The organism is Variovorax sp. 770b2 (genome assembly GCF_900115685.1).
GTDB lineage: Bacteria > Pseudomonadota > Gammaproteobacteria > Burkholderiales > Burkholderiaceae_C > Variovorax.
In genome coordinates, this window is sequence record NZ_FOXJ01000001.1 from 29476 (window position 1) to 49375 (window position 19900).

General features: G+C 66.0%; 21 protein-coding genes and 1 tRNA gene. 11 read left to right on the forward strand and 11 right to left on the reverse strand.

Annotation, left to right across the window (positions count from 1 at the left end):
- Window positions 1–82: 82 nt before the first annotated feature.
- From BM133_RS00110 to BM133_RS00135, 6 genes are all read right to left on the reverse strand, one after another.
- Window positions 83–158: transfer RNA gene (locus BM133_RS00110), tRNA-Thr, on the reverse strand.
- A 25-nt stretch (window positions 159–183) separates the two neighbouring features.
- Window positions 184–1200 carry a class 1 fructose-bisphosphatase gene (locus BM133_RS00115; protein ID WP_093430774.1) on the reverse strand — a complete coding sequence of 339 codons (1017 nt, stop codon included), beginning with the start codon at window positions 1198–1200 and terminating at the stop codon, window positions 184–186.
- A 36-nt stretch (window positions 1201–1236) separates the two neighbouring features.
- Window positions 1237–3942 (reverse strand): aminopeptidase N, encoded by a 2706-nt coding sequence (pepN, locus tag BM133_RS00120; RefSeq protein WP_093430776.1) that lies wholly within the window; start codon window positions 3940–3942, stop codon window positions 1237–1239.
- The gene (locus tag BM133_RS00125; RefSeq protein WP_093430778.1) at window positions 3929–4615 is read right to left on the reverse strand and encodes an HAD family hydrolase; all 687 of its coding nucleotides are present in this window, start codon (window positions 4613–4615) and stop codon (window positions 3929–3931) included. The genes pepN and BM133_RS00125 overlap by 14 nt, the downstream gene beginning before the upstream one ends.
- 2 nt (window positions 4616–4617) lie before the next feature.
- A protein-coding gene (prfB, locus tag BM133_RS00130; RefSeq protein ID WP_143100039.1) for a peptide chain release factor 2 occupies window positions 4618–5722 on the reverse strand; the annotation gives its coding sequence in 2 pieces (ribosomal slippage) (window positions 4618–5640 and window positions 5642–5722; 1104 coding nt in all).
- 270 nt (window positions 5723–5992) lie between these two features.
- Window positions 5993–6805 (reverse strand): MetQ/NlpA family ABC transporter substrate-binding protein, encoded by an 813-nt coding sequence (locus BM133_RS00135; RefSeq protein ID WP_093434920.1) that lies wholly within the window; start codon window positions 6803–6805, stop codon window positions 5993–5995.
- 236 nt (window positions 6806–7041) lie between these two features.
- On the opposite strand from BM133_RS00135, the gene BM133_RS00140 reads away from it, so the two are divergent.
- The 4 genes from BM133_RS00140 to BM133_RS00155 are packed head-to-tail and all read left to right on the forward strand — an operon-like array spanning window position 7042 to window position 9810.
- Window positions 7042–7914: a methionine ABC transporter ATP-binding protein gene (locus BM133_RS00140; protein WP_093430779.1), complete on the forward strand. Its 873-nt coding sequence runs from the start codon at window positions 7042–7044 to the stop codon at window positions 7912–7914.
- Window positions 7907–8569: a methionine ABC transporter permease gene (locus BM133_RS00145; protein WP_093430781.1), complete on the forward strand. Its 663-nt coding sequence runs from the start codon at window positions 7907–7909 to the stop codon at window positions 8567–8569. The genes BM133_RS00140 and BM133_RS00145 overlap by 8 nt, the downstream gene beginning before the upstream one ends.
- 40 nt (window positions 8570–8609) lie before the next feature.
- Complete coding sequence (locus BM133_RS00150; protein WP_093430782.1) at window positions 8610–9431, forward strand: MetQ/NlpA family ABC transporter substrate-binding protein; 822 nt, start codon at window positions 8610–8612, stop codon at window positions 9429–9431.
- A 25-nt stretch (window positions 9432–9456) separates the two neighbouring features.
- Window positions 9457–9810 (forward strand): hypothetical protein, encoded by a 354-nt coding sequence (locus BM133_RS00155; RefSeq protein WP_093430784.1) that lies wholly within the window; start codon window positions 9457–9459, stop codon window positions 9808–9810.
- Between the two features lie 276 nt (window positions 9811–10086).
- Here BM133_RS00155 and BM133_RS00160 read toward each other — a convergent pair whose 3' ends face one another.
- The gene (locus BM133_RS00160; RefSeq protein ID WP_093430785.1) at window positions 10087–11439 is read right to left on the reverse strand and encodes an LLM class flavin-dependent oxidoreductase; all 1353 of its coding nucleotides are present in this window, start codon (window positions 11437–11439) and stop codon (window positions 10087–10089) included.
- Window positions 11436–12269, reverse strand: coding sequence for a MetQ/NlpA family ABC transporter substrate-binding protein (locus tag BM133_RS00165; RefSeq protein WP_093430787.1), 834 nt, complete (start codon window positions 12267–12269; stop codon window positions 11436–11438). Before BM133_RS00165 ends, BM133_RS00160 begins: the two co-directional genes overlap by 4 nt.
- A gap of 152 nt (window positions 12270–12421) precedes the next feature.
- On the opposite strand from BM133_RS00165, the gene BM133_RS00170 reads away from it, so the two are divergent.
- Complete coding sequence (locus BM133_RS00170) at window positions 12422–13117, forward strand: aspartate/glutamate racemase family protein (RefSeq protein WP_093430788.1); 696 nt, start codon at window positions 12422–12424, stop codon at window positions 13115–13117.
- On the opposite strand, the gene BM133_RS00175 is transcribed toward BM133_RS00170, so the two are convergent.
- The gene (locus tag BM133_RS00175) at window positions 13114–14040 is read right to left on the reverse strand and encodes an alpha/beta fold hydrolase (RefSeq protein ID WP_093430790.1); all 927 of its coding nucleotides are present in this window, start codon (window positions 14038–14040) and stop codon (window positions 13114–13116) included. The genes BM133_RS00170 and BM133_RS00175 overlap by 4 nt on opposite strands.
- Window positions 14041–14167: 127 nt before the next feature.
- Between BM133_RS00175 and BM133_RS00180 the strand changes: the two genes are divergently transcribed.
- From BM133_RS00180 to BM133_RS00200, 5 genes are read left to right on the forward strand one after another with little or no spacing between them, the layout of a single operon-like run.
- Window positions 14168–15229 (forward strand): aldo/keto reductase, encoded by a 1062-nt coding sequence (locus tag BM133_RS00180; RefSeq protein WP_093430791.1) that lies wholly within the window; start codon window positions 14168–14170, stop codon window positions 15227–15229.
- A gap of 55 nt (window positions 15230–15284) precedes the next feature.
- Entirely contained in the window at window positions 15285–15776 is a 492-nt protein-coding gene (locus tag BM133_RS00185) for an aminoacyl-tRNA deacylase (RefSeq protein ID WP_093430793.1), read from the forward strand.
- A gap of 8 nt (window positions 15777–15784) precedes the next feature.
- The gene (locus tag BM133_RS00190) at window positions 15785–16597 is read left to right on the forward strand and encodes a DUF6348 family protein (protein WP_093430794.1); all 813 of its coding nucleotides are present in this window, start codon (window positions 15785–15787) and stop codon (window positions 16595–16597) included.
- Window positions 16598–16651: 54 nt separating this feature from the next.
- The gene (gene plsY, locus BM133_RS00195; protein WP_093430796.1) at window positions 16652–17287 is read left to right on the forward strand and encodes a glycerol-3-phosphate 1-O-acyltransferase PlsY; all 636 of its coding nucleotides are present in this window, start codon (window positions 16652–16654) and stop codon (window positions 17285–17287) included.
- A 10-nt stretch (window positions 17288–17297) separates the two neighbouring features.
- Window positions 17298–17651, forward strand: coding sequence for a RidA family protein (locus tag BM133_RS00200; RefSeq protein WP_093430797.1), 354 nt, complete (start codon window positions 17298–17300; stop codon window positions 17649–17651).
- Window positions 17652–17665: 14 nt separating this feature from the next.
- Here BM133_RS00200 and BM133_RS00205 read toward each other — a convergent pair whose 3' ends face one another.
- A complete protein-coding gene (locus tag BM133_RS00205) occupies window positions 17666–18310 on the reverse strand; it encodes a retropepsin-like aspartic protease family protein (protein ID WP_093430799.1) in 645 nt (214 codons plus the stop codon).
- Between the two features lie 5 nt (window positions 18311–18315).
- A complete protein-coding gene (locus BM133_RS00210) occupies window positions 18316–18801 on the reverse strand; it encodes a YajQ family cyclic di-GMP-binding protein (RefSeq protein ID WP_093430800.1) in 486 nt (161 codons plus the stop codon).
- Between the two features lie 43 nt (window positions 18802–18844).
- On the opposite strand from BM133_RS00210, the gene murB reads away from it, so the two are divergent.
- Complete coding sequence (gene murB / locus BM133_RS00215; protein WP_093430802.1) at window positions 18845–19897, forward strand: UDP-N-acetylmuramate dehydrogenase; 1053 nt, start codon at window positions 18845–18847, stop codon at window positions 19895–19897.
- Window positions 19898–19900: the final 3 nt, after the last annotated feature.

Here is a 19900-nt window from a genome sequence, read left to right on the forward strand (position 1 = left end):
TGTCGACTCCGATGCCCCCCGCCCGGCTTGCCAAATGAAAAAGCCCCGTTGCTATCTTGTTGATAGCAACGGGGCTTTTAATTGGTGCCGGAGAGATGAATCGAACACCCGACCTTCTCATTACGAATGAGCTGCTCTACCGACTGAGCTACACCGGCGAAGCCTCAGATTATAGCCACCTCATCAGGCCTTTTCGGCGTGGTACTGGGTCAAACGCTCAACTTCGTTACGCGAACCCAACATCACGCTCACCCGCTCGTGCAGCTTGGTGGGCTTCAAGTCCAGGATGCGCTGCTTGCCGTTGGTGGCCGCGCCGCCAGCCTGCTCGACCAGCCAGCTCATCGGGTTGGCCTCGTACATCAGCCTGAGCTTGCCGGCCTTCTCGGGCTCGCGCTTGTCCCACGGGTACATGAACACGCCGCCGCGCATCAGGATGCGGTGCACGTCGGCCACCATGCTGGCAATCCAGCGCATGTTGAAGTCCTTGCCGCGCGGGCCTTCCTTGCCGGCCAGGCATTCGTCGATGTAGCGCTTCATGGGCTCGTCCCAGTGGCGCTGGTTGCTCATGTTGATCGCAAATTCCTTGGTATCCGCCGGAATCTGGATGTCTTCCTGCGTCAGCACGAAGCTGCCTTGCTCGCGGTCCAGCGTGAACATGGCCACGCCGTTGCCCACGGTCAGCACCAGCGTGGTCTGCGGGCCGTAGATGCAGTAGCCCGCGGCCACCTGCTGCGTGCCGGCCTGCAGAAAGTCGGCCTCCTGCACGCCGGGGGTGTCGTCGGGCTTCTTCAGCACGCTGAAGATGGTGCCGATGCTCACGTTCACGTCGATGTTGCTGCTGCCGTCCAGCGGGTCGAACATCAACAGGTATTCGCCCTGCGGGTAGCGGTTGGGCACCACGTAGATGCTGTCCATTTCCTCGCTGGCCATGGCCGCGAGGTGGCCGCCCCATTCGTTGGCCTCGATGAGCACTTCGTTGGCGATGATGTCCAGCTTCTTCTGGATCTCGCCCTGCACGTTCTCGCTCTCGGCCGAGCCGAGCACACCGCCCAGCGCGCCCTTGTTGACGGCCTGGCTGATGCTCTTGCACGCGCGGGCCACCACTTCGAGCAGCAGGCGCAGCTGGCCCGGAATGAGGCCGTCGGCGCGCTGTTGTTCGACGAGGTAGCGGGTGAGGGAAATCTTGTGTTGTTGAGCCATGTGCTTTTCGTGTTCCTTGCTTGCTTGCTAGCTTGATCAGTTACCGGCGAGCGCGCGGGTAACGACTTCGTGGGTGTCTTTGCTGAGGTCCGGCTTGGCAGCCACGCGCGCAATCGCTTCGCGCGCGGCGCTGCGGTACGGCTCGGCCAGCTTGCTCCAGCGGTCGAGCGCGCGCGCAAGGCGTGCGGCCACCTGGGGGTTGATGGCGTCCAGCTCGATCACGCGGTCGCTCCAGAACACATAGCCGGCCGCGTCGGGGCGGTGGAAGGCGCCGGGGTTCGCGCTGCAATAACTGAAGATCACGCTGCGCGCGCGGTTCGGGTTCTTGAGCGAGAAGTCCGGGTGCTTCATCAACTGCTTCACCAGCGGCAGGATGTCGCCGCCGCGGTCGCTGGCGCCGGCCTGCAGCGAGAACCACTTGTCGATGACCAGCGCCTCGTCCTTGAAGATGGCGTGGAATCGCGCGAGCGCCTGCGCCGCGAGCGTGTGGCCTGACGACACGAGCGCGTTGAGCGCGTTGAAGCGGTCGGTCATGTTGCCCGCGTCCTTGAAGCGCTGCAGCGTCTTGCCGGGCCACACGGTGTCGCCCGAGGCGCGCGCCGCCAGGCACAAAAAGTTGAGCGCCATGCCGGCCAGCGCGCGGCGGCCCGACGAGGTCGGGTCGGGTGTGTACGCGCCGGTGTCGTGGTTCTCTTCGTACACCTGTTCCCAGTCGGCAAAAAGGGCGGTGGCCAGCTGGGCGCGCATGGCTTCGCGCACCAGGTGCACGCGCTGCGGGTCGACCACATCGAGCTGTTCGGCGATGTAGGTTTCCGACGGCAGCGTGAGCACCAGCTCCTTGAAGGCGGCGTCCAACTGCGGGTTGCGCAGCACGCTGCGCATGGCATCGATGTAGGCGTCGTTCAGCACCGGGGTGCTGTCGGTGGCCAGGGCTGCAATGCCATGCAGCGCGGCGCGCAGGCCCAGGCGCTGGCCGGCTTCCCAGCGGTTGAAGGGGTCGGGGTCGTTGGCCAGCAGGGTGAGCAGTTGGGCGTCGGTGTAGTCGAAGTCGAGGATCACCGGCGCGCTGAAGCCACGCAATATCGAAGGCACGGGCTCGGCGTCGAGGCCCACGAAGGTGAGCTGTTCGCCGGCGCGCGAGAGCACGACGGTGCGGGTGCCGCGCGTCACGTCGCTCTCGCCTTCGAGCTGGATCGGCAGTTCGCGCCCATGCGCATCGAGCAGGCCGATGTTCAGCGGAATGACGAACGGCTCCTTGCCCGGCTGGCCCGGCGTGGGCGGGCAGCTTTGCACCACGCTCAGCGTGTAGCTGCGGTTCTGCGCGTCGTACACGCCATGCGCCGCAAGGCGCGGCGTGCCGGCCTGGCTGTACCAGCGCTTGAACTGGGGCAAGAGGCGCGCCAGTTCCGAATCGGGGTTGGCATCGGCAATGGCTTGCGCGAAATCGTCGCAGGTCACGGCGTGGCCGTCGTGGCGTTCGAAGTAGAGGGTGATACCCGCCTCGAAGCCCTTGCGGCCGACCAGCGTCTGCATCATGCGGACCACCTCGGCACCCTTTTCATAAATGGTGACGGTGTAGAAGTTGCTGATCTCGATGTAGCTGTCGGGCCGCACCGGGTGGGCCATGGGGCCGGCGTCTTCGGGGAACTGGGCGGTGCGCAGCACGCGCACGTCTTCGATGCGTTTCACGGCGCGGGCCGAGGCGTCGGCGCACAAATCCTGGCTGAACTCCTGGTCGCGGAAGACGGTGAGGCCTTCCTTCAGCGAGAGTTGGAACCAGTCGCGGCAGGTCACGCGGTCGCCGGTCCAGTTGTGAAAGTACTCGTGGCCGACCACGCTTTCGATGTTGCTGTAGTCCGCATCGGTGGCGGTGGCCTGGTTGGCCAGAACGTACTTCGTGTTGAAGATGTTCAGGCCCTTGTTCTCCATGGCGCCCATGTTGAAGTCGCTGGTGGCGACGATCATGAAGCGGTCCAGGTCCAGCGGCAGGCCGAAGCGGGCCTCGTCCCACAGCACGGAGTAGATCAGCGAGTTCATCGCGTGCTCGGTCTTGTCCAGATCTCCGGCGCGCACGTACACCTGCAGCAGATGCTCCTTGCCGCTGCGCGCGGTGATGCGCTGCTCGCGCGCCACCAGCTTGCCCGCCACCAGGGCGAACAGGTAGCTGGGCTTCTTGAAGGGGTCGACCCACTTGGCGAAGTGGCGGCCTTCGGGCAGGTCGCCTTGCTCGACCAGGTTGCCGTTCGACAGCAGCACCGGGTACGCGGCCTTGGCGGCGCGCAGCGTGACGGTGTACATCGCCATCACGTCGGGGCGGTCCAGGAAGTAGGTGATGCGGCGGAAGCCCTCGGCCTCGCACTGCGTGAAGAACGTGTCTTCGCTCACGAACAGGCCCATCAGCTTGGTGTTCTTGATGGGGCAGCAGGTGGTGAAGATCTCGAGCTCGAAGGTGCCTTCCTCGACGAACGGCAGGCCGTCGATGACGAGCTGGTCGCCTTCCATGCGGAACGAGGCGCCCTGGCCGTTGACGAGCACGCGTGCCAGGTTGAGCTCGTCGCCATCCAGGCGCAGCGGCTGGATGGGCGCGTCGGGATTGCGGCGCAGCCGCATGCGGTTGAGCACGCGGGTCTTGGCGGGGTCGAGGTCGAAGGTCAGGTCGACGGTTTCGATCCAGTAGCCGGGGGCGGCATAGTCTTCGCGTCGAATGGCAATTGGTTGGCCTTGGCCGTCACGCAACATCATCGAGTGTCTCCAGAAAATTTGAGTGAGCGAGTTCGTTGTAGTCACGAACCGCGGCAATCACATGGGGGCCGGCAAGCTCGGCGGCGGTATGGGTGCTGCACACGGCCACGGCACGCATGCCGCCGCGGCGGGCGGCTTCGATGCCGAAAGGCGCGTCCTCGAAGACGATGCAGCGCTCGGGCGCAATGCCGATGCGGCGCGCGGCTTCCAGAAAGATCGCGGGCGTCGGCTTGCCGCTGAAGCCTTCGTCGCCGCCGACGATGGCCAGCGGCAGCGGGTCCATCTTCAGCCGCGACATCGCGAACTCGATGTTGCCCTTGTCGCCCGCCGTGCCCACCGCCACCTTCAGGCCGCGTGCCACGGCGGCCTTGGCGAATGCGGTGAAGCCCGCGACTTCGGTGAAGTTGTCGCTGAACATGGCGCGGTAGATCTCTTCCTTCTCGTGCACCAGGGCCTGGCACTCCTCGTCGGAAAGCTCGCGATCGAACAGCTCCCGCATGCATTCCGTGCCGGTGCGGCCCGTGGTGCGCGCGAGAATGTCGCTCACGTCGAGCGCGAGGCCATGGCGCGCCACGAACTCCACCCACGAGCGCGCATGCCAGGGCATGGAGTCGATCATGGTGCCGTCCATGTCGAAGATGAAGGCTTCGACCTTGCCGTGCGTCAGCGTCATCGTTACACGCCTTGCTTCAAGGAGGCTTCGATGAACACATCGAGGTCGCCGTCCAGCACCTTCTGCGTGGCCGAGACTTCGACGTTGGTGCGCAGGTCCTTGATGCGGCTGTTGTCCAGCACGTAGCTGCGGATCTGGTGGCCCCAGCCCACGTCGGTCTTGCTGTCTTCCAGCTTTTGCTGCTCTTCCTGGCGCTTGCGCATCTCGAAGTCGTACAGCCGCGAGCGCAGGCGCTTCCACGCCACGTCGCGGTTGCTGTGCTGGCTTCGGCCGTCCTGGCACTGCACGACGATGCCGGTCGGAATGTGCGTCAGGCGCACGGCCGAGTCGGTCTTGTTGATGTGCTGGCCGCCCGCGCCGCTGGCACGGAAGGTGTCGGTGCGCACGTCGGAAGGGTTGATGTCGATCTCGATCGAATCATCGATTTCCGGGTACACGAAGATGCTGGCAAAGCTGGTGTGCCGCCCGCCCGAGGAGTCGAACGGGGACTTGCGCACCAGGCGGTGCACGCCGGTTTCGGTGCGCAGCAGGCCGAAGGCGTAATCGCCCTCCACCTTGATGGTCGCGCCCTTGATACCGGCGGTGTCGCCAGGGGTTTCGTCTTCGATCTGCGTCTTGAAGCCCTTGCGCTCGGCGTACTTCAGGTACTGGCGCAGCAGCATGCTGGCCCAGTCGCAAGCCTCGGTGCCGCCGGCGCCGGCCTGGATGTCCACGAAGGCGTTGAGCGGGTCGGCCGGGTTGTTGAACATCCGGCGAAATTCGAGCTGCTTGATGTCGGCTTCGAGCGTTGCGGCGTCATCGGAGATGGCCTGCAGGCCGTCCATGTCGCCGTCGGCCTTCGACATTTCGAAGAGCTCGGTGTTGTCCGACAGGCCGTTGGTGAGCTTGTCGAGCGTGACGACCACGTCGTCGAGCGACTTCTTCTCCTTGCCCAGTTCCTGGGCCTTCTTCGGGTCGTTCCAGACGTTCGGATCTTCGAGCGATGCGTTGACTGTCCTCAGTCGTTCAGCTTTGGCATCGTAGTCAAAGATACCTCCGTAAATCGACCGTACGGACGCTCAGGTCCGCGAGCATTGCGCTGATTTGGTTGATTTGTTCTGCGTCCATGGGGTGTCCTGACTGTGTGGGTTGGTGTTCGGGGGAACCGGGCATTTTCTCACGCTCGGGAGGCCCGCCCTGGAGAGCCCCTGTATTGCTCCTTTCTCCTCTGGGGGAAGGCTGGGATGGGGCAGGCGGCCTTGACACCACGACAGTGGCCGAGGCCGCGAGCCCCCACCCCCAGCCCTCCCCGGGTGGGGAGGGCGCAAGACAAATAAAAAGCCCCCTGGACGCGGCGCGCGCGCACAGGGGGCAAGGGGGAAGTCTGTGATGCGCGGATCAGAACGCCGGCACGAGCGAGCCCTTGAACTGGGTCTCGATGAAGCTCTTCACCTCCGGCGACTGGTACGCCGCCACGAGGCGCTTGGCCCAGGGCTTGTCCTTGTCCAAGCGGCGCACGGCGATCAGGTTGGCGTAGGGGCTCACCGGGGCTTCCTTGATCACGGCGTCCTTGTTCAGCGACAGGCCCGCCTTCTCGGCGTAGTCGTTGTTGATGGACGCGATGGTCAGGTCGTCCAGCGAGCGCGGCAGTTGGGCCGCATCGAGCGCGATCAGCTTCAGCTTCTTGGGGTTGGTCACCACGTCCAGCGGCGTGGCGTTGTTGTTCTTCACCGCCTCGGGCTTCAGCGTGATGAGGCCGGCCTGCTGCAGCAGCAGCAACGCGCGGTTGCCGTTCGACGGATCGTTCTGGATGCCGACCGAAGCACCCTCGGGCAGTTGGTCGATCGACTTGATCTTGCGCGAGTAGAACCCCAGCGGCGCCGTGATCGTGAGGCCCACCGGCACGATGTCGAAGCCGCGCGCCTTGTTCTGGTTATCGAGGAAAGGCTGGTGCTGGAAGGCATTGGCGTCCAGGTCCCCCGAGGCCAGCGCCGCGTTGGGCAACTGGTAGTCGTTGAACACCACGACCTGGATGTTCAGGCCGTCCTTGGCGGCGACCTTCTTGACCACTTCGAAGATCTGCTCGCCGTTGCCGACGGAGACGCCGACCTTGAGCGTGTTCTTGTCCTGCGCGAAGGCGGTGTTGCCGGCGAAAAGGGCGGCTGCCAATGTGGCAAGGGCCAGGGTGCGGCGGCGGAAAGTGGTGTGCATGGTGTTGCGCGAAATCAAAAAAAGAAGGCGCGAATGTGTCATTGCCGCCAGCGTTTGGGAACGAACCAATGCGCATATCGATATGGCGTTCGCGGCACGCCTTTTGAAATGCTTATGCGTTTTCATGCATAAGCAAGCGCCGATTTGTTCGTTCCCTTTTGGCGCCGTTGTTTTCATACTCGGCACCTTTTTGCGAACTTCGCGGCCCGCTTTCACGCCGGTCGCGCCTCTTTTCCATGACCCACCCATCGCCCGATGCGGCCCGCGGCAACGACGCGGCGCCGGTCATCCGTCTTCAATCGGTGCAGAAGTCCTTCGCCTTGCCCAGCGGCGAGGTGTTCGACGCCGTGCAATCGCTCTCGCTCGACATCCACCAGGGCGACGTGTTCGGCCTGATCGGCAAGAGCGGTGCCGGCAAGTCGACGCTGCTGCGCCTCATCAACCTGCTGGAGCGGCCCGATGCGGGCAAGGTGCTCGTCGGTGGGCGCGACCTCACGACGCTCTCGCGCCGCGAGTTGCGCGACACGCGCCAGAACATCGGCATGATCTTCCAGCAGTTCAACCTGCTGCAGAACGCCACGGTGTTCGACAACGTGGCCTTCCCGCTGAAGATCCACGGCCGCCATTCCAAGGCCGAGATCAACACACGAGTGCGCGAATGCCTCGACCTCGTGGGCCTCGCCGAAAAGATCGACACCTACCCCGCCCAACTCTCGGGCGGCCAGAAGCAGCGCGTGGCCATTGCGCGCGCGCTGGCACCGCGCCCGCAGGTGCTGCTGTGCGACGAGCCCACCTCGGCGCTGGACACCGAAACCACCCGCGCACTGCTCGAGACGCTGCGCGACATCAACCAGAAGATCGGCGTGACCATCGTGATCGTCACGCACGAGCTCTCGGTGGTCGAGGTGCTGTGCCGCAACGTGGCCATCCTGGAGAAGGGCCGGCTCGTGGAGCAATTCGCGGTCGATGCGCCGAGCGAAGAACGCAAGACGGCCCTCGGCCGCGAGATCGACGAGCTGGTGCGCCGTCGCGAGCGCGAGGCGCGCCTGCCGGTCGAGCCGCGTCCGTTCACGGCGCAGCGCAACGCCCAGGAGGTGGCCTATGTTTGAGAACATCGCCCCCATCCTTCCCGAGCTGTGGGTCGCCACGGGCCAGACTTTCATGATGCTGGCCATCGGCCTGTCGGCCGCAGTGCTGATCGGCGGGCCGCTAGGCATCCTGCTGTTCCTGTTGGGGCCGGGCCAGTCGCTGGAGAACAAGCCGGCGTTTCTGGTGCTGAACTGGATCGTGAACACGGTCCGTTCCTTCCCTTTCATCATCCTGCTCGTGGCGCTGGTGCCGTTCACGCGAGTGATCGCGGGCACCTCCATCGGGCCGCTGGCGGCCGCGGTGCCGCTGTCGTTCGCAGCCATTCCCTACCTGGCGCGGCTGGTGGACCAGTGCCTGCGCGAAGTGCCGCGCGGCGTGATCGAGGCGGCGCATGCCATGGGCGCCTCGGAGCTGCAGATCGTCGGCCGCGTGCTGCTGGTGGAGGCCCGCTCGGGCCTGGTGCTGGCGCTGACGGTGCTGGCCGTGAGCTTTCTCTCGTACTCGGCGGTGGCCGGCGTGGTGGGCGGCGGCGGCATCGGCGACCTGGCGATCCGCTACGGCTACTACCGCTTCCAGACCGACGTGATGGTGCTCACCGTGGCGCTGCTCGTGGTGCTGGTACAGATCCTGCAATTCGTGGGGAACACCACGGCGCGCAGGCTGGACAAGCGTTGATTTCCTTCTTTTTCCCTTCTTTCCCTTTCCTGCTCATTCCATGAAAACCGCACTGCTGCGCCGCTCCGTCCTCGCCCTGTCCCTCGTCGCGCTGTCGTTCGGCGGCCTGTCGCTGGCGCAGGCGCAAGACGCCAAGAAGAACCTCGTGATCGGCGGCACCGCCGGCTCCAACTACGACCAGCTGAAGTTCGGCATCGTGCCGATCCTGGAGAAGAAGGGCTACAAGGTGAAGCTGGTCGAGTTCAACGACTACGTGCAGCCCAACCTCGCGCTGGCCCAGGGCTCGCTGGACGCCAATTTCTTCCAGCATCAGGTCTACCTGAAGAAGTTCTCGGCCGACCAGAAGCTGGACTTGGCCGAACTGGTGCAGGGCCCGATCGCGCCGCTGGGCATCTACTCGACCAAGCGCAAGACGCTGGCCGAGGTGAAAGAGGGCGACCGCGTGACGCTGCCGAACGACCCGAGCAACTTGGCGCGCGCGCTGGTGCTGCTGGAGCAGAACAAGCTCATCACCATCAAGGCCGGCGTGGACCCGATCCGCGCCTCTGAAAAAGACGTGGCCGAGAACCCGAAGAAGCTGAAGTTCATTCCGCTGGAAGCCGCGCAGCTGCCGCGCTCGCTGGGCGATACCGAGTACGCCATCGTCAACGGCAACTTCGCGATCTCGTCGGGCCTGAAGCTCACCGAGGCCGTGGTGCTGGAGAAGACGCCCGACTACTACCTCAATGTGGTGGCCGTGAAGAGCGCCGACAAGAACTCGGCGTGGGCCAAGGACATCGTGGAGGCCTACCATTCGAAGGACTTCAAGGCGGTGGTCGACGCCAGGTTCCAGGGCTACGCCAAGCCCAGCTTTCTGCAGTAATCACCTTTCAACGAAGGACTCCCTCATGCCCGTGCTCGCCGTATTCGATGCCCAAGCCAACTGGCGCGACACGCATGTGTGCGACGGATGGATCACCGAGCATCTGGCCACGCAGGGCGTGAGTTGGGGGCGGGGGAAGGCGAAGAAGGGGCAGCGCGCGCTCGATGGGGCAGGGCTGTTTTATTTGCCTACTGCCGAGGGGTATCTGGGGCTGTTGTTCGAAGGGGGTGAGTGGGTTTTCATTCCTTCCGACAAGCCGCATTTCTTCGATGCTGGCGAGGCGGAGTCTCTCGATGGGCTGCCTGCTGGGCTGCCGCTCTTCGAGGCCTTTGTCGAAGAGGTGCTGTCCCTTACAGGGAACGACGCCGACGAGGAGTGATGAGGGCTCGGGTCTTTGGCGAGTGCACAGGCCACCGGGTACTCCCCTTCGCGGATGTCCCCCGGGGCTTCGCCCCTCCTTCTTGATTTCGCTGCGGGAGCACCCGATGCCCTGCGCACTTGGGCACGCTCTGAGTGAACAGCCGATCAACGACGGCTCTGAAAACGAGCGCGCTGGCGGTGTGCCCTGTTCCGCGAAATCAAGGAGAGGGCGAAGCCCGGGGGACATTCGCGGAACAGGGCGCACCGTCGGCGCGCTCGTCGCCCTGAACGGTGCTCAAGCCGCCAGCCGCTGCGCCGCCCGCCCGCCAGGCCGCGCCAGCCCGAGGTGATCGCGCAACGTGCGCCCCTCGTATTCCGTGCGGAAGATGCCGCGCTTCTGCAGGATCGGCACCACCCCATCCACAAAGTCCTGCAGCCCGTGCGGCAGCGCGTCGGGCATCAGGTTGAAGCCGTCCGCTGCGCCGCCCTTGAACCAGTGCTCGATGTCATCGGCGATCTGCTCGGGCGTGCCCACGATCACGCGATGCCCGCCGCCGCCGGCCAGTTCGCGGATCAGCTGGCGCACCGTGTAGCCGTGCGTGCGGCCCGCTGCCACCACCGCGTTGAAGAAGGTGTGGTTGCCGTTGCCATTGCCGGGGAGCGGCAGGTTGTCGGGCAGGCGCTCGTCCAGCTTCAGGCGGTCGGGCGTGATGCCCAGCGTGCCGGCGAGGCGCGTGAGGCTGTAGTCCCACGGAATCAGGTCGACCAGCTCGTCGCGGCGGCGGCGCGCTTCGGCTTCCGTGCCGCCGACGATGGTGGTGAGGCCGGCCAGCACCTTCACCGCATCGGGGCCGCGACCCAGTTCTGCGGCGCGGGTCTTGAGGGCGCGTGCGTAGGCCAGCGATTCCTCGAACGACTGCGAGGCCGAGAACACGGCTTCTGCGTGGCGTGACGCAAGTTCGCGCCCATCGGCCGAAGCGCCGGCCTGCACCAGCACCGGATGCCCCTGCGGCGGGCGCGGCAGGTTCAGCGGCCCCTGCACCGCGAAGTGCTCGCCGCGGTGCGCAATCGCGTGCACCTTGGCCGGGTCGATGAAGCTGCCGCTGGCCTTGTCGCCGATGAAGGCGTCGTCTTCCCAGCTGTCCCACAGCGCCTTCACGATGTCGGTGAACTCCGAGGCGCGCGCGTAGCGCTTCGTGTGATCGGGCGTTGCGTCCAGGCCGAAGTTGCGGGCCGAGGGCAGGTCGGCCGTGGTCACCACGTTCCAGCCCGCGCGGCCGTTGCTCACATGGTCGAGCGTGGCGAAGCGGCGGGCGATGTTGTAGGGCTCGTTGTAGCTGGTGGAGGCCGTGGCGATCAGCCCGATGTGCGTGGTGGCCGCGGCCACGCAGGCCAGCAGGATGGTCGGCTCCAGCGCGGTGATCGGCCGGAAGTGGATCTGGTCCACGATGGCCGCGTTGTCCGCGAGGAAGATCGCATCGAGCTTGGCCGCCTCGGCGATCTGCGCGGTGCGGATGTAGTGCTGGATGTCGGCGAACGCCCACGGGTCGCTCTCCGGCAGGCGCCACGCCGAGGGCACGAAGCCCGAGTGCAGGATGTTGACGTTGAGATGCAGCTGCCTGCGCGGAGCGGTGTTGCTGCTGCTCATTGGCTGAAGTAATCTGGCAGCCGGTAGCCCGCCCACACGGGGTTGGCCCTGAAGAACTTCTGGAACTCGGGCGACTGGTAGGCGGCCACGATGTCCTTCGCGAACCTGGCGTTCTCGTTGCTGCGCTTGACCGCCACCACGTTGACGTAGGGCAGCGTCATGTCTTCGAGCTTCAACGCCTCGGTGAGCTTCAGGCCCGAGGCCACGGCGAAGTTGCCCTGCACGGCGGCAAGGTCGGCATCGGCCAGCGAACGCGGGGCCTGCGCGGCGTCCAGCGGCACCAGCTTCAGGCGCTTGGGGTTGCTCGCCACGTCGCGCTCCGACACGCTCAGCGGGCTCACGCCCGGCTTCAGAGTCACCCAGCCGACGGCCGCGAGGATGTTGAGCGCGCGCGCCGCGTTCACCGGGTCTGCGGGCAGCGTGACGGTGGCGCCATCGGGCACCGCGGCCAGTGATTTGTGGCGCTGCGAATAAAGGCCCATCGGCGGCGTCGGCACGTGCACCACGGGCACCAAGTCAAAGCCCTGCTGCTTGTTCGTGGCGTTGAGGTACAGCGAGTGCTGGAAGATGTTGGCGTCGATCTGCCCGCGCTCCACCGCGTCGTTGGGCTGCACGCCCTGGCTGAACTCGACGTACTTGACGCTGTAGCCCAGCTTCTTCAGCTGGGGCTCGATGCCGTTCGTGAAGGCATCGCGGTACGGGCCGGGCATGAAGCCCACGCGCAGGTCGTCGGCGTGGGCGGAAACCTGAAGGACGAGGCTCAGTGCAAGGCCGCCGAACAGCGGGGCAGAGCGGCGCAGCCACAAGGGCGCGCGCGAAGAGGAAGGCATGACGACAACTCCGGGAGACGGCGAAAGGAGTTGGGCACTCTAGGGGGCGGTGCCCGCCGCGCGAACGAAGATTTGCGCGCTTGGATATCCGGTCGGCGGATATCGAGAGTTGGGGCGATGACATCGGTCCGTGCCTTTTGTAGGATGCCGCCATGACCCAGCACATCGGAATCGTCGGCTGTTCGGCCGAAGGCGCATCGCTTTGCTACCAGACCATCTGCGTAGAGGGCGCGAAGCTGCTCGGCCCCCATGCGCACCCTGAAGTCTCGATGCACACGCCCTCGCTGTCGGACTACATGGAACACATCTACCGCGACGACTGGCGCGGCGTGGGCGAGGTGATGCTCGCGTCGGCGCACAAGCTCGCGAAGATCGGCGCGGACTTCCTGGTCTGCCCCGACAACACCATCCACCAGGCGCTGCCGTTCATCGAGGCGCGCTCGCCGCTGCCGTGGCTGCACATCGCCGGGTGTGTCGCGGAGGAGGCCGCGCAGCGCGGCTTCCGGCGCATCGGCATCACGGGGACGCGCTGGCTGACCGACAGCGAGGTGTATCCCGAGAAGCTCTCGGCGCGCGGCCTGGCATACGTCCGCCCCACCATCGAGGAGCGCGACGAGATTGCCCGGATCATCATGGAAGAGCTAGTCTATGGCGTCTTCAAGCCCGAGGCCGTGACCACCTTCCAGCGCGTGATGCAACGCATGAAGGACGAGGAGGGCTGCGATGCCGTGGTGCTCGGCTGCACCGAGATTCCGCTGATCATGAGCGACGCGAATTCGCCGCTGCCGACGCTCGACTCGACGCGGCTGCTGGCCCGTGCGGCGTTGCGCCGGGCGACACAGGGCTAGGCCAGGAATTCCTCGATCAGCTGCGCCACGCGCTGCGGCTGGTCGTGGTGCAGCATGTGGCCCGCATCGTCCAGGCGCTCGATGCGCACCGAGGGCACGGACTTCAGGCGCTCGTGGAATTCTTCGAGCGTGTAGCGGGTCTTCCACCAGCCGTGCAGGCTGTCGTCGGAGGCCTCGACCATCAGCGTCGGTGCGGTGATGCGTGCATAGAGCGCCAGGGTTTCATCGACGCGGAAGATGTGGGCGTTGACGATCTTGTGCGCCGCCTCGCCCAGGATCTGCCAGCGCATGCTGCCGTCCGGCTGCGCATGGCCGGCCGACCAGTGGCTCGCCAGCCAGTCGGCCTTGTCCTGCGTGAGGCGCGGGTTGGTCTTCATGAGGCGGCGGGCCACGCCGTCCACGGCCGAGTAGCCGGCCAGCGCCTTCTCGCCGCGGTGCAGGCCCTTGAGTTCGTCGATCCACTGGCCGTAGCGCGTGGGCGCTTCGTCGGGTTTGCGCCCCGGCATGCCGAAGCCTTCGAGGTTGACGAGGCGGCGGATGCGCGCGGGCCGCACGCCCGCGTAGTGCATGGCGACATTGCCGCCCATGCTGTGGCCGACGAGGTCGACCGGGCGGGCGTTGTCTCCTTCGCCCGCGTAGTGGTCGAGCAGCCATTCGAGGTCGGCGAGGTAGTCGGCGAGCCAGTAGTTGTCGACGCCGCCGCCCTCGGTGAGGCCGAAGCCGCGCCAGTCGGGGGCGATGATGAAGCGGTCTTCCTTCAATGCATCGACGACGAATTGCCACGATGCCGCCACGTCCATCCAGCCATGGACCAGAACGAGTGGCGGGCGCTCGGCGGAGGGTTGGCCCCAGAGGCGCACGTGGTAGCTCAGGTTGCGCACGGGCACGAATTCGCTGCGCGAGGGACGGAGGGCTTGGTACATGGGCGTCGATGATAAGGAGGGCGCCGCCGTGGCGCAGTCCGGCACATGACAGGCGCCGCACGCCGCGGCGCTCGGGTTTTGGCCGGCCGGCCAGCGCGTTGCGGGGGAGGGCGGTAGCATCCCGCGCATGAAAAAGATCCAACTCGGTCAGAGCGACCTGCACGTCACCCCGATCTGCCTGGGCACCATGACTTTCGGTGAACAGGTGGACGAACCCACCGCCCACGCCATCCTGAGCCGCTCGCTCGAACGCGGCGTCGACTTCATCGACACCGCCGAGACGTACTCGGTGCCCACCCGCAAGGAAACCTACAGCGTCACCGAAACCATCATCGGCAACTGGTTCGCCGCCAACCCCGGCGTGCGCCAGAAGATGGTGCTCGCCACCAAGGTGGCCGGGCCGCTGCGCAACACGCCCTGGGTGCGCGAAGGCGTGGGCATGACGGCCGCGGACATCGTGGCCTCGTGCGACGCGAGTCTCAAGCGCCTGAAGACCGACGTGATCGACCTCTACCAGATCCACTGGCCCGAGCGCCATGTGCCGGCCTTCGGCAACATCTACTACGACCCGGCCAAGGAGGTCTCGCAGACCCCGATCCACGAGCAGCTCGATGCCTTTGCCGGGCTGGTGAAGGCCGGCAAGATCCGCGCGATCGGCTTGTCGAACGAAACGCCCTACGGCGTGCACGAGTTCGTGCGGCTGGCCGAGCAGCACGGCCTGCCGCGCGTGGCGACGGTGCAGAACGTCTACAACCTCGCGAGCCGCGGCGCCGAGAACGGGCTGGACGAGACGATGCACCGCCTGGGCGTTTCGCTGCTGGCGTATTCGCCGCTGGCCTATGGCCTCCTGACCGGCAAGTACGACAAGAGCGGCATCACCGGGCCGGACGCGCCCGAAGAAGCGCGCATCACGCGCTACGAATCGGTGCGCAAGCTGCGCTGGGGCCGCCCCGACGCGCTGAAGGCCGCGCGCCTGTACAACCAGCTCGCGCGCGACAACGGCTTGACGCCCACGAAGCTCGCGCTGGCCTTCTGCTACACGAAGTGGCAGGTGGCGAGCACGATCATCGGCGTGCGGACGCTGGCGCAGCTCGATGAGGACATCGACGCCTACGGCACCACGCTGTCGCCGGAAATCCTGGCCGAGATCGACAGGATCCGCTGGGACATCCGGGACCCGGCTGCGTGAGCCGCCGGGCCGTTCCCAAGGCGAACACCGCAGCGCGCAGCGCGAGGCTTACGCAATGAGCAAGAAGGCCCACGTTTCCGAAACGCCCGCAACGCAGCTGCTGCGGGCGAACAGGATCGCCTTCACCGAGCACCCTTACGAGTACATGGCGCACGGCGGCGCGCAGCGCGGTGCCGAGATGCTCGGGCTCGATCCGTTCACGGTCATCAAGACGCTGGTGATGCAGGACCAGGACGCCAGGCCGCTGATCGTGCTGATGCACGGCAATCGCACGGTGTCGACCAAGAACCTCGCGCGGCAGATCGGCGCCAAGTCGGTCGAGCCCTGCAAGCCCGAAGTGGCGCAGCGCCACAGCGGCTACATGGTGGGCGGCACGTCGCCCTTCGGCACGCGGCGCGAGATGCCGGTCTACGTCGAATCGGCCATCCTCGCGCTGCCGAAGATCGTGCTCAATGGCGGGCGTCGCGGCTACCTGATCGGCATCGATCCGCAGGTGTGCGTGGCGCTGCTGGGGGCTGTGCCGGTGGAATGTGCGCTGGCAGAATAGCCGGCGCCATGACGTCGACACCCTCCGATTTCTTTCCTTCCCACTGCGCGGCCAATGAAGGCGGCGGGCCGGTCTTCAAGGTCGGTTTCGAGAACGACAGCGAGCAGTGGACCGAGGTCTTCGATCTCTCCGCGCTTCTGCGCCAGGCGCTGACCGCGCGCGGCTTCGAGCCGGTGCGCGAGCGCGATGGCTGGCTCCTGTTGCCCGACGAAGGGCTCTGGCTGTGGCCGCAGATCGCGAGCTACCAGCCCACCGACGACGGGAGCGTGCGCACCTCCACCACCATCGAAGTGGCGCACGCCAGCTTGCTGCCGGCCGGCACCTTCGAGTACCAGCATTCGTATGGCGATGACATCGCGGCGTCGCTGACCCGGGGCTTCGACCTCTGGGCGCAGGTCGACCTGGTCGTGTTCAAGGATGCGCTGAGCACCGAACTGGCCCATTGCACTTCGCTGCAGATGCAATGGGAGCCCCAGCAGGGCGAGGACCGCAGCCGCCAGCGGCGCGTGCTGTTCGGGCCGGTCGCGCACCAGGCCGCGCAGGAAGCCGCCGAGGAAGAAGAGCATCCGTTCTGCCCCTGCTGCCTTTTCACCAACACCTGGGATGCCTACAAGCCGCAGATCGAATCGGATGGCGTCTACGGCCTTCGCCTCTATGCCGCGCGCGATTCGGAGGGCCAGGTGCAGGCCGATTGCCGGGTCAACGGCGAGGACTGGCCCGCGGGTGCGCAGGCCCTGCGCGCCTACGTGGCGCAGTGGCCCGACCGGGGCTTCGAATTCCGGAAGCAATACGTTGTGATCCAATCGCCGCCCGAGACCTGACGACGGCACGCCGCCGTCGCCGAAGAAAAACAACTATCCCCCGCGGAGCGCCCCTTGAGCTTTCATTTGCCATCCCTCATTGCCATCGTGGCCTCGTACCTGATCGGCTCGCTGTCCTTCGCGGTCATCGTGAGCAAGTCGCTCGGCATGGCCGATCCGCGCAGCTACGGCAGCGGCAACCCCGGTGCCACCAACGTGCTGCGCTCGGGCAACAAGGGCGCGGCGCTGGCCACGCTGCTGCTCGATGCGCTCAAGGGCTGGCTGCCGGTGTTCCTGATCCGCCATTTCGGCGCGCAGTGGGGGTTGGGCGAGGGCGTTGCCGCGGTGGCGGGCCTCGCGGCCTTCCTCGGCCATCTGTACCCGGTGTTCTTCGGATTCCAGGGCGGCAAGGGCGTGGCCACCGCGGCGGGCGTGCTGGTGGGCATCGCGCCTTGGCTGGGGCTTGCCACCGGCGCCACCTGGCTGATCATCGCGGTCTTCTTTCGCTATTCGTCGCTGTCGTCGCTGGTGGCGGCCTTCTTTGCGCCGGCCTACTACCTCCTGGGCGGCAACATCGCGTGGCCGCTCGACCGCACGGTGCTGATTGCGATCATCATCATGAGTCTGCTGCTGATCTGGCGGCACCGCGAAAACATCCGCCGGCTCGCGGCCGGCACGGAGTCCAGGCTCGGCTCCAAGAAAAAGGCTTGAAGAAAACACCATGGCTTCCATCACCCGCTTTCACGTCGGCGCGCGCCTCTCGGAGACCGCCGTGCACAACGGCACCGTCTACCTCGCCGGCCAGGTGCCCGACGACACCTCGCAGGACATCCGCGGCCAGACCACGCAGGTGCTCGCCATGGTCGACCGCCTGCTGGCCGAGGCGGGCAGCGACAAGTCGCGCATCCTCATGACGCAGATCTTCCTGGCCGACATCACCGACATCACGGCGATGAACGAGGTCTGGGATGCGTGGATTCCGGCCGGCAACACGCCGCCGCGCGCGACGGTGCAGGCCAAGATGGCCAACGCGGCCTACAAGATCGAGATCGTGGTCACGGCCGCGCAGGCCTGACCGAAGCGGCAAGCTCAGTACCGCTTTTCCAGGACCATCTGGTCCGCGTCGCGGCGCATCGAGAAGCGGTTGATGAAGCTGTTGCCAAGGAGCACGAAGGGCATCGATTGCTCCGAGATGATGGCGTCGATGTCGTACACCTCGACATCGCCCACTCGGACCGATTGAAGTCGCAGCAGGTAACCCTGTGTGGTGCCATTGGCCGTGCTCATGCTGACGGGCCGCCCCTTGCTGTAGTCCAGGCCGATCCGCTGCGCATCTGCTGCGGACAAGCTCACGGCCGTTGCACCCGTGTCGAGCATGAAGGTGACCGTGCGGCCGTTGATCATGCCCTGCGTCATGAAATGGCCGCGGCTGTCGGCCGGCAGCACGATGCGGCTCCCGCCACCGCCTGAACCCCCGCCACCGCCGATGCTGACCGGCGTGTCCATGCGCAGGTTGACGCGCTTGCCTTCGAGCTCGACCACCGCCTGCTCGGCCTGCAGCGACACCAGCTTCACGCCCTGGAAACTCTCGCCGACCGCGACCGTCTTCGGCGGGGCGCCGTTCACGATCAGGATCGCGCGGCTGCCGATGGTGCCGGTGAGCATCACCGAGCTGGCGCCGTGCGCCATCGCAACAGCAGCCAGCAGATGCGCTGCGACGACGAGGGATTTCATGAAGGTCAGTCGCGGAAGTTGTTGAACGACAGCGGCATGTCCGGCACGTCCTTCTTGATCAGCGCCATGGCGGCCTGCAGGTCGTCGCGCTTGGCGCCGGTGATGCGCACCGCGTCGCCCTGGATCGCGGCCTGCACCTTGAGCTTGCTGTCCTTGACGATGCGGGTGATCTTCTTGGCCTGCTCGCTCTCGATGCCGCTCTTGACCTTGATGACCTGCTTGACCTTGTCGCCGCCCATCTTCTGGACGTCGCCCTTGTCGAGAAAGCGAACGTCCACGCTGCGCTTGGTGAGCTTGGCGCGAAGGATGTCTTCCACCTGCACGAGCTGGAACTCGGCGTCACCGATCATGGTGATTTCCTTGTCCTTGAGGTCGACGGCGGCCGCCGTGCCCTTGAAATCGAAGCGCGTCGCGATTTCCTTGGCGGTGTTTTCGACCGCATTCTTCACTTCGGGCAGATTGGGCTCGCAGACGGTATCGAAAGACGGCATGGGCTCTCCTGATGTCACTTGTGCTGGATGCGACAATTCTCCCATGATCGTGGAGCACAACGTCCCCCTGCAGCCGTACAACAGTTTCGGCATCGTCGCGCGCGCGCAGCGCCTGGCGCGCATCACGGACGAGGCCGATATCGCCGAGCTTCTGGCCGGTCCCGACTGGCAGGGCGCCCCCCGCTTCGTGCTGGGCGGCGGCAGCAACATCGTGCTGACCGGCGACGTCAAGCCGCTGGTGCTCAAGGTGGAAATCAAGGGTTTGCGGCTGGTCGAAGAGACCCCGCGGGCCTGGATCGTCGAAGCGGGTGCGGGCGAGATCTGGCACGACGCCGTCGAATGGATGGTGCGCAACGGCTATCCCGGCCTCGAGAACCTGGCGCTGATTCCCGGCACCGTGGGCGGCGCGCCGGTGCAGAACATCGGCGCCTACGGGGTCGAATTGCAGGACCGCTTCGAATCGCTCGACGCCATCGACCTGGACACCGGCCGCAGCTTCACGCTCGATGCCGCCCAATGCGCGTTCGGCTACCGCGACTCGGTGTTCAAGCATGTGCGCAGCGGCCCGAACGACTTCGGCCTGGCGGGCCGGGCGCTGATCACGCGCGTGCGCTTCCGGCTGCCCAAGCCCTGGAAGGCGGTGGCCGGCTACCTCGATCTCGAACGCAAGATGGAAGAAACCGGCAACTTCACGCCGAGCGCCGTCGATATCTTCGACTGGGTCTGCGCCATCCGCCGCGCCAAGCTGCCCGACTGGCGCGTGCTGGGCAACGCCGGCAGCTTCTTCAAGAATCCGACCGTCACGCCCGAGCAGTGCGCGGACATCATCGCGCGCGACCCCAAGATCGTTCACTACCCGATGGCCGACGGCAGCATCAAGCTGGCGGCCGGCTGGCTCATCGACGCCTGCGGCTGGAAGGGCAAGTCGGTGGGCAATGCCGGGGTCTACGAGCGGCAGGCGCTGGTGCTGGTCAACCGCGGCGGCAACGAGAACCCGGTGACGGGCGGCGAGGTGATGACATTGGCCAAGGCCATCCAGACCAGCGTGTACGAGCGCTTCGGCATCCGGCTGGAGCCCGAGCCGGTGGTGGTCTGAAAA

Excerpts from the sequence above, each read along its gene's own strand:
- pepN (WP_093430776.1), bottom strand. The coding sequence starts at position 3,942 with ATGATGTTGCGTGACGGCCAAGGCCAACCAATTGCCATTCGACGCGAA.
- BM133_RS00155 (WP_093430784.1), top strand. The coding sequence starts at position 9,457 with ATGCCCGTGCTCGCCGTATTCGATGCCCAAGCCAACTGGCGCGACACG.
- BM133_RS00185 (WP_093430793.1), top strand. The coding sequence starts at position 15,285 with ATGAGCAAGAAGGCCCACGTTTCCGAAACGCCCGCAACGCAGCTGCTG.
- BM133_RS00205 (WP_093430799.1), bottom strand. The coding sequence starts at position 18,310 with ATGAAATCCCTCGTCGTCGCAGCGCATCTGCTGGCTGCTGTTGCGATG.
- BM133_RS00160 (WP_093430785.1), bottom strand. The coding sequence starts at position 11,439 with ATGAGCAGCAGCAACACCGCTCCGCGCAGGCAGCTGCATCTCAACGTC.
- BM133_RS00210 (WP_093430800.1), bottom strand. The coding sequence starts at position 18,801 with ATGCCGTCTTTCGATACCGTCTGCGAGCCCAATCTGCCCGAAGTGAAG.
- BM133_RS00175 (WP_093430790.1), bottom strand. The coding sequence starts at position 14,040 with ATGTACCAAGCCCTCCGTCCCTCGCGCAGCGAATTCGTGCCCGTGCGC.
- BM133_RS00140 (WP_093430779.1), top strand. The coding sequence starts at position 7,042 with ATGACCCACCCATCGCCCGATGCGGCCCGCGGCAACGACGCGGCGCCG.
- BM133_RS00145 (WP_093430781.1), top strand. The coding sequence starts at position 7,907 with ATGTTTGAGAACATCGCCCCCATCCTTCCCGAGCTGTGGGTCGCCACG.
- BM133_RS00115 (WP_093430774.1), bottom strand. The coding sequence starts at position 1,200 with ATGGCTCAACAACACAAGATTTCCCTCACCCGCTACCTCGTCGAACAA.
- BM133_RS00200 (WP_093430797.1), top strand. The coding sequence starts at position 17,298 with ATGGCTTCCATCACCCGCTTTCACGTCGGCGCGCGCCTCTCGGAGACC.
- BM133_RS00190 (WP_093430794.1), top strand. The coding sequence starts at position 15,785 with ATGACGTCGACACCCTCCGATTTCTTTCCTTCCCACTGCGCGGCCAAT.
- murB (WP_093430802.1), top strand. The coding sequence starts at position 18,845 with ATGATCGTGGAGCACAACGTCCCCCTGCAGCCGTACAACAGTTTCGGC.
- BM133_RS00170 (WP_093430788.1), top strand. The coding sequence starts at position 12,422 with ATGACCCAGCACATCGGAATCGTCGGCTGTTCGGCCGAAGGCGCATCG.
- BM133_RS00135 (WP_093434920.1), bottom strand. The coding sequence starts at position 6,805 with ATGCACACCACTTTCCGCCGCCGCACCCTGGCCCTTGCCACATTGGCA.
- BM133_RS00165 (WP_093430787.1), bottom strand. The coding sequence starts at position 12,269 with ATGCCTTCCTCTTCGCGCGCGCCCTTGTGGCTGCGCCGCTCTGCCCCG.
- BM133_RS00150 (WP_093430782.1), top strand. The coding sequence starts at position 8,610 with ATGAAAACCGCACTGCTGCGCCGCTCCGTCCTCGCCCTGTCCCTCGTC.
- BM133_RS00125 (WP_093430778.1), bottom strand. The coding sequence starts at position 4,615 with ATGACGCTGACGCACGGCAAGGTCGAAGCCTTCATCTTCGACATGGAC.
- BM133_RS00180 (WP_093430791.1), top strand. The coding sequence starts at position 14,168 with ATGAAAAAGATCCAACTCGGTCAGAGCGACCTGCACGTCACCCCGATC.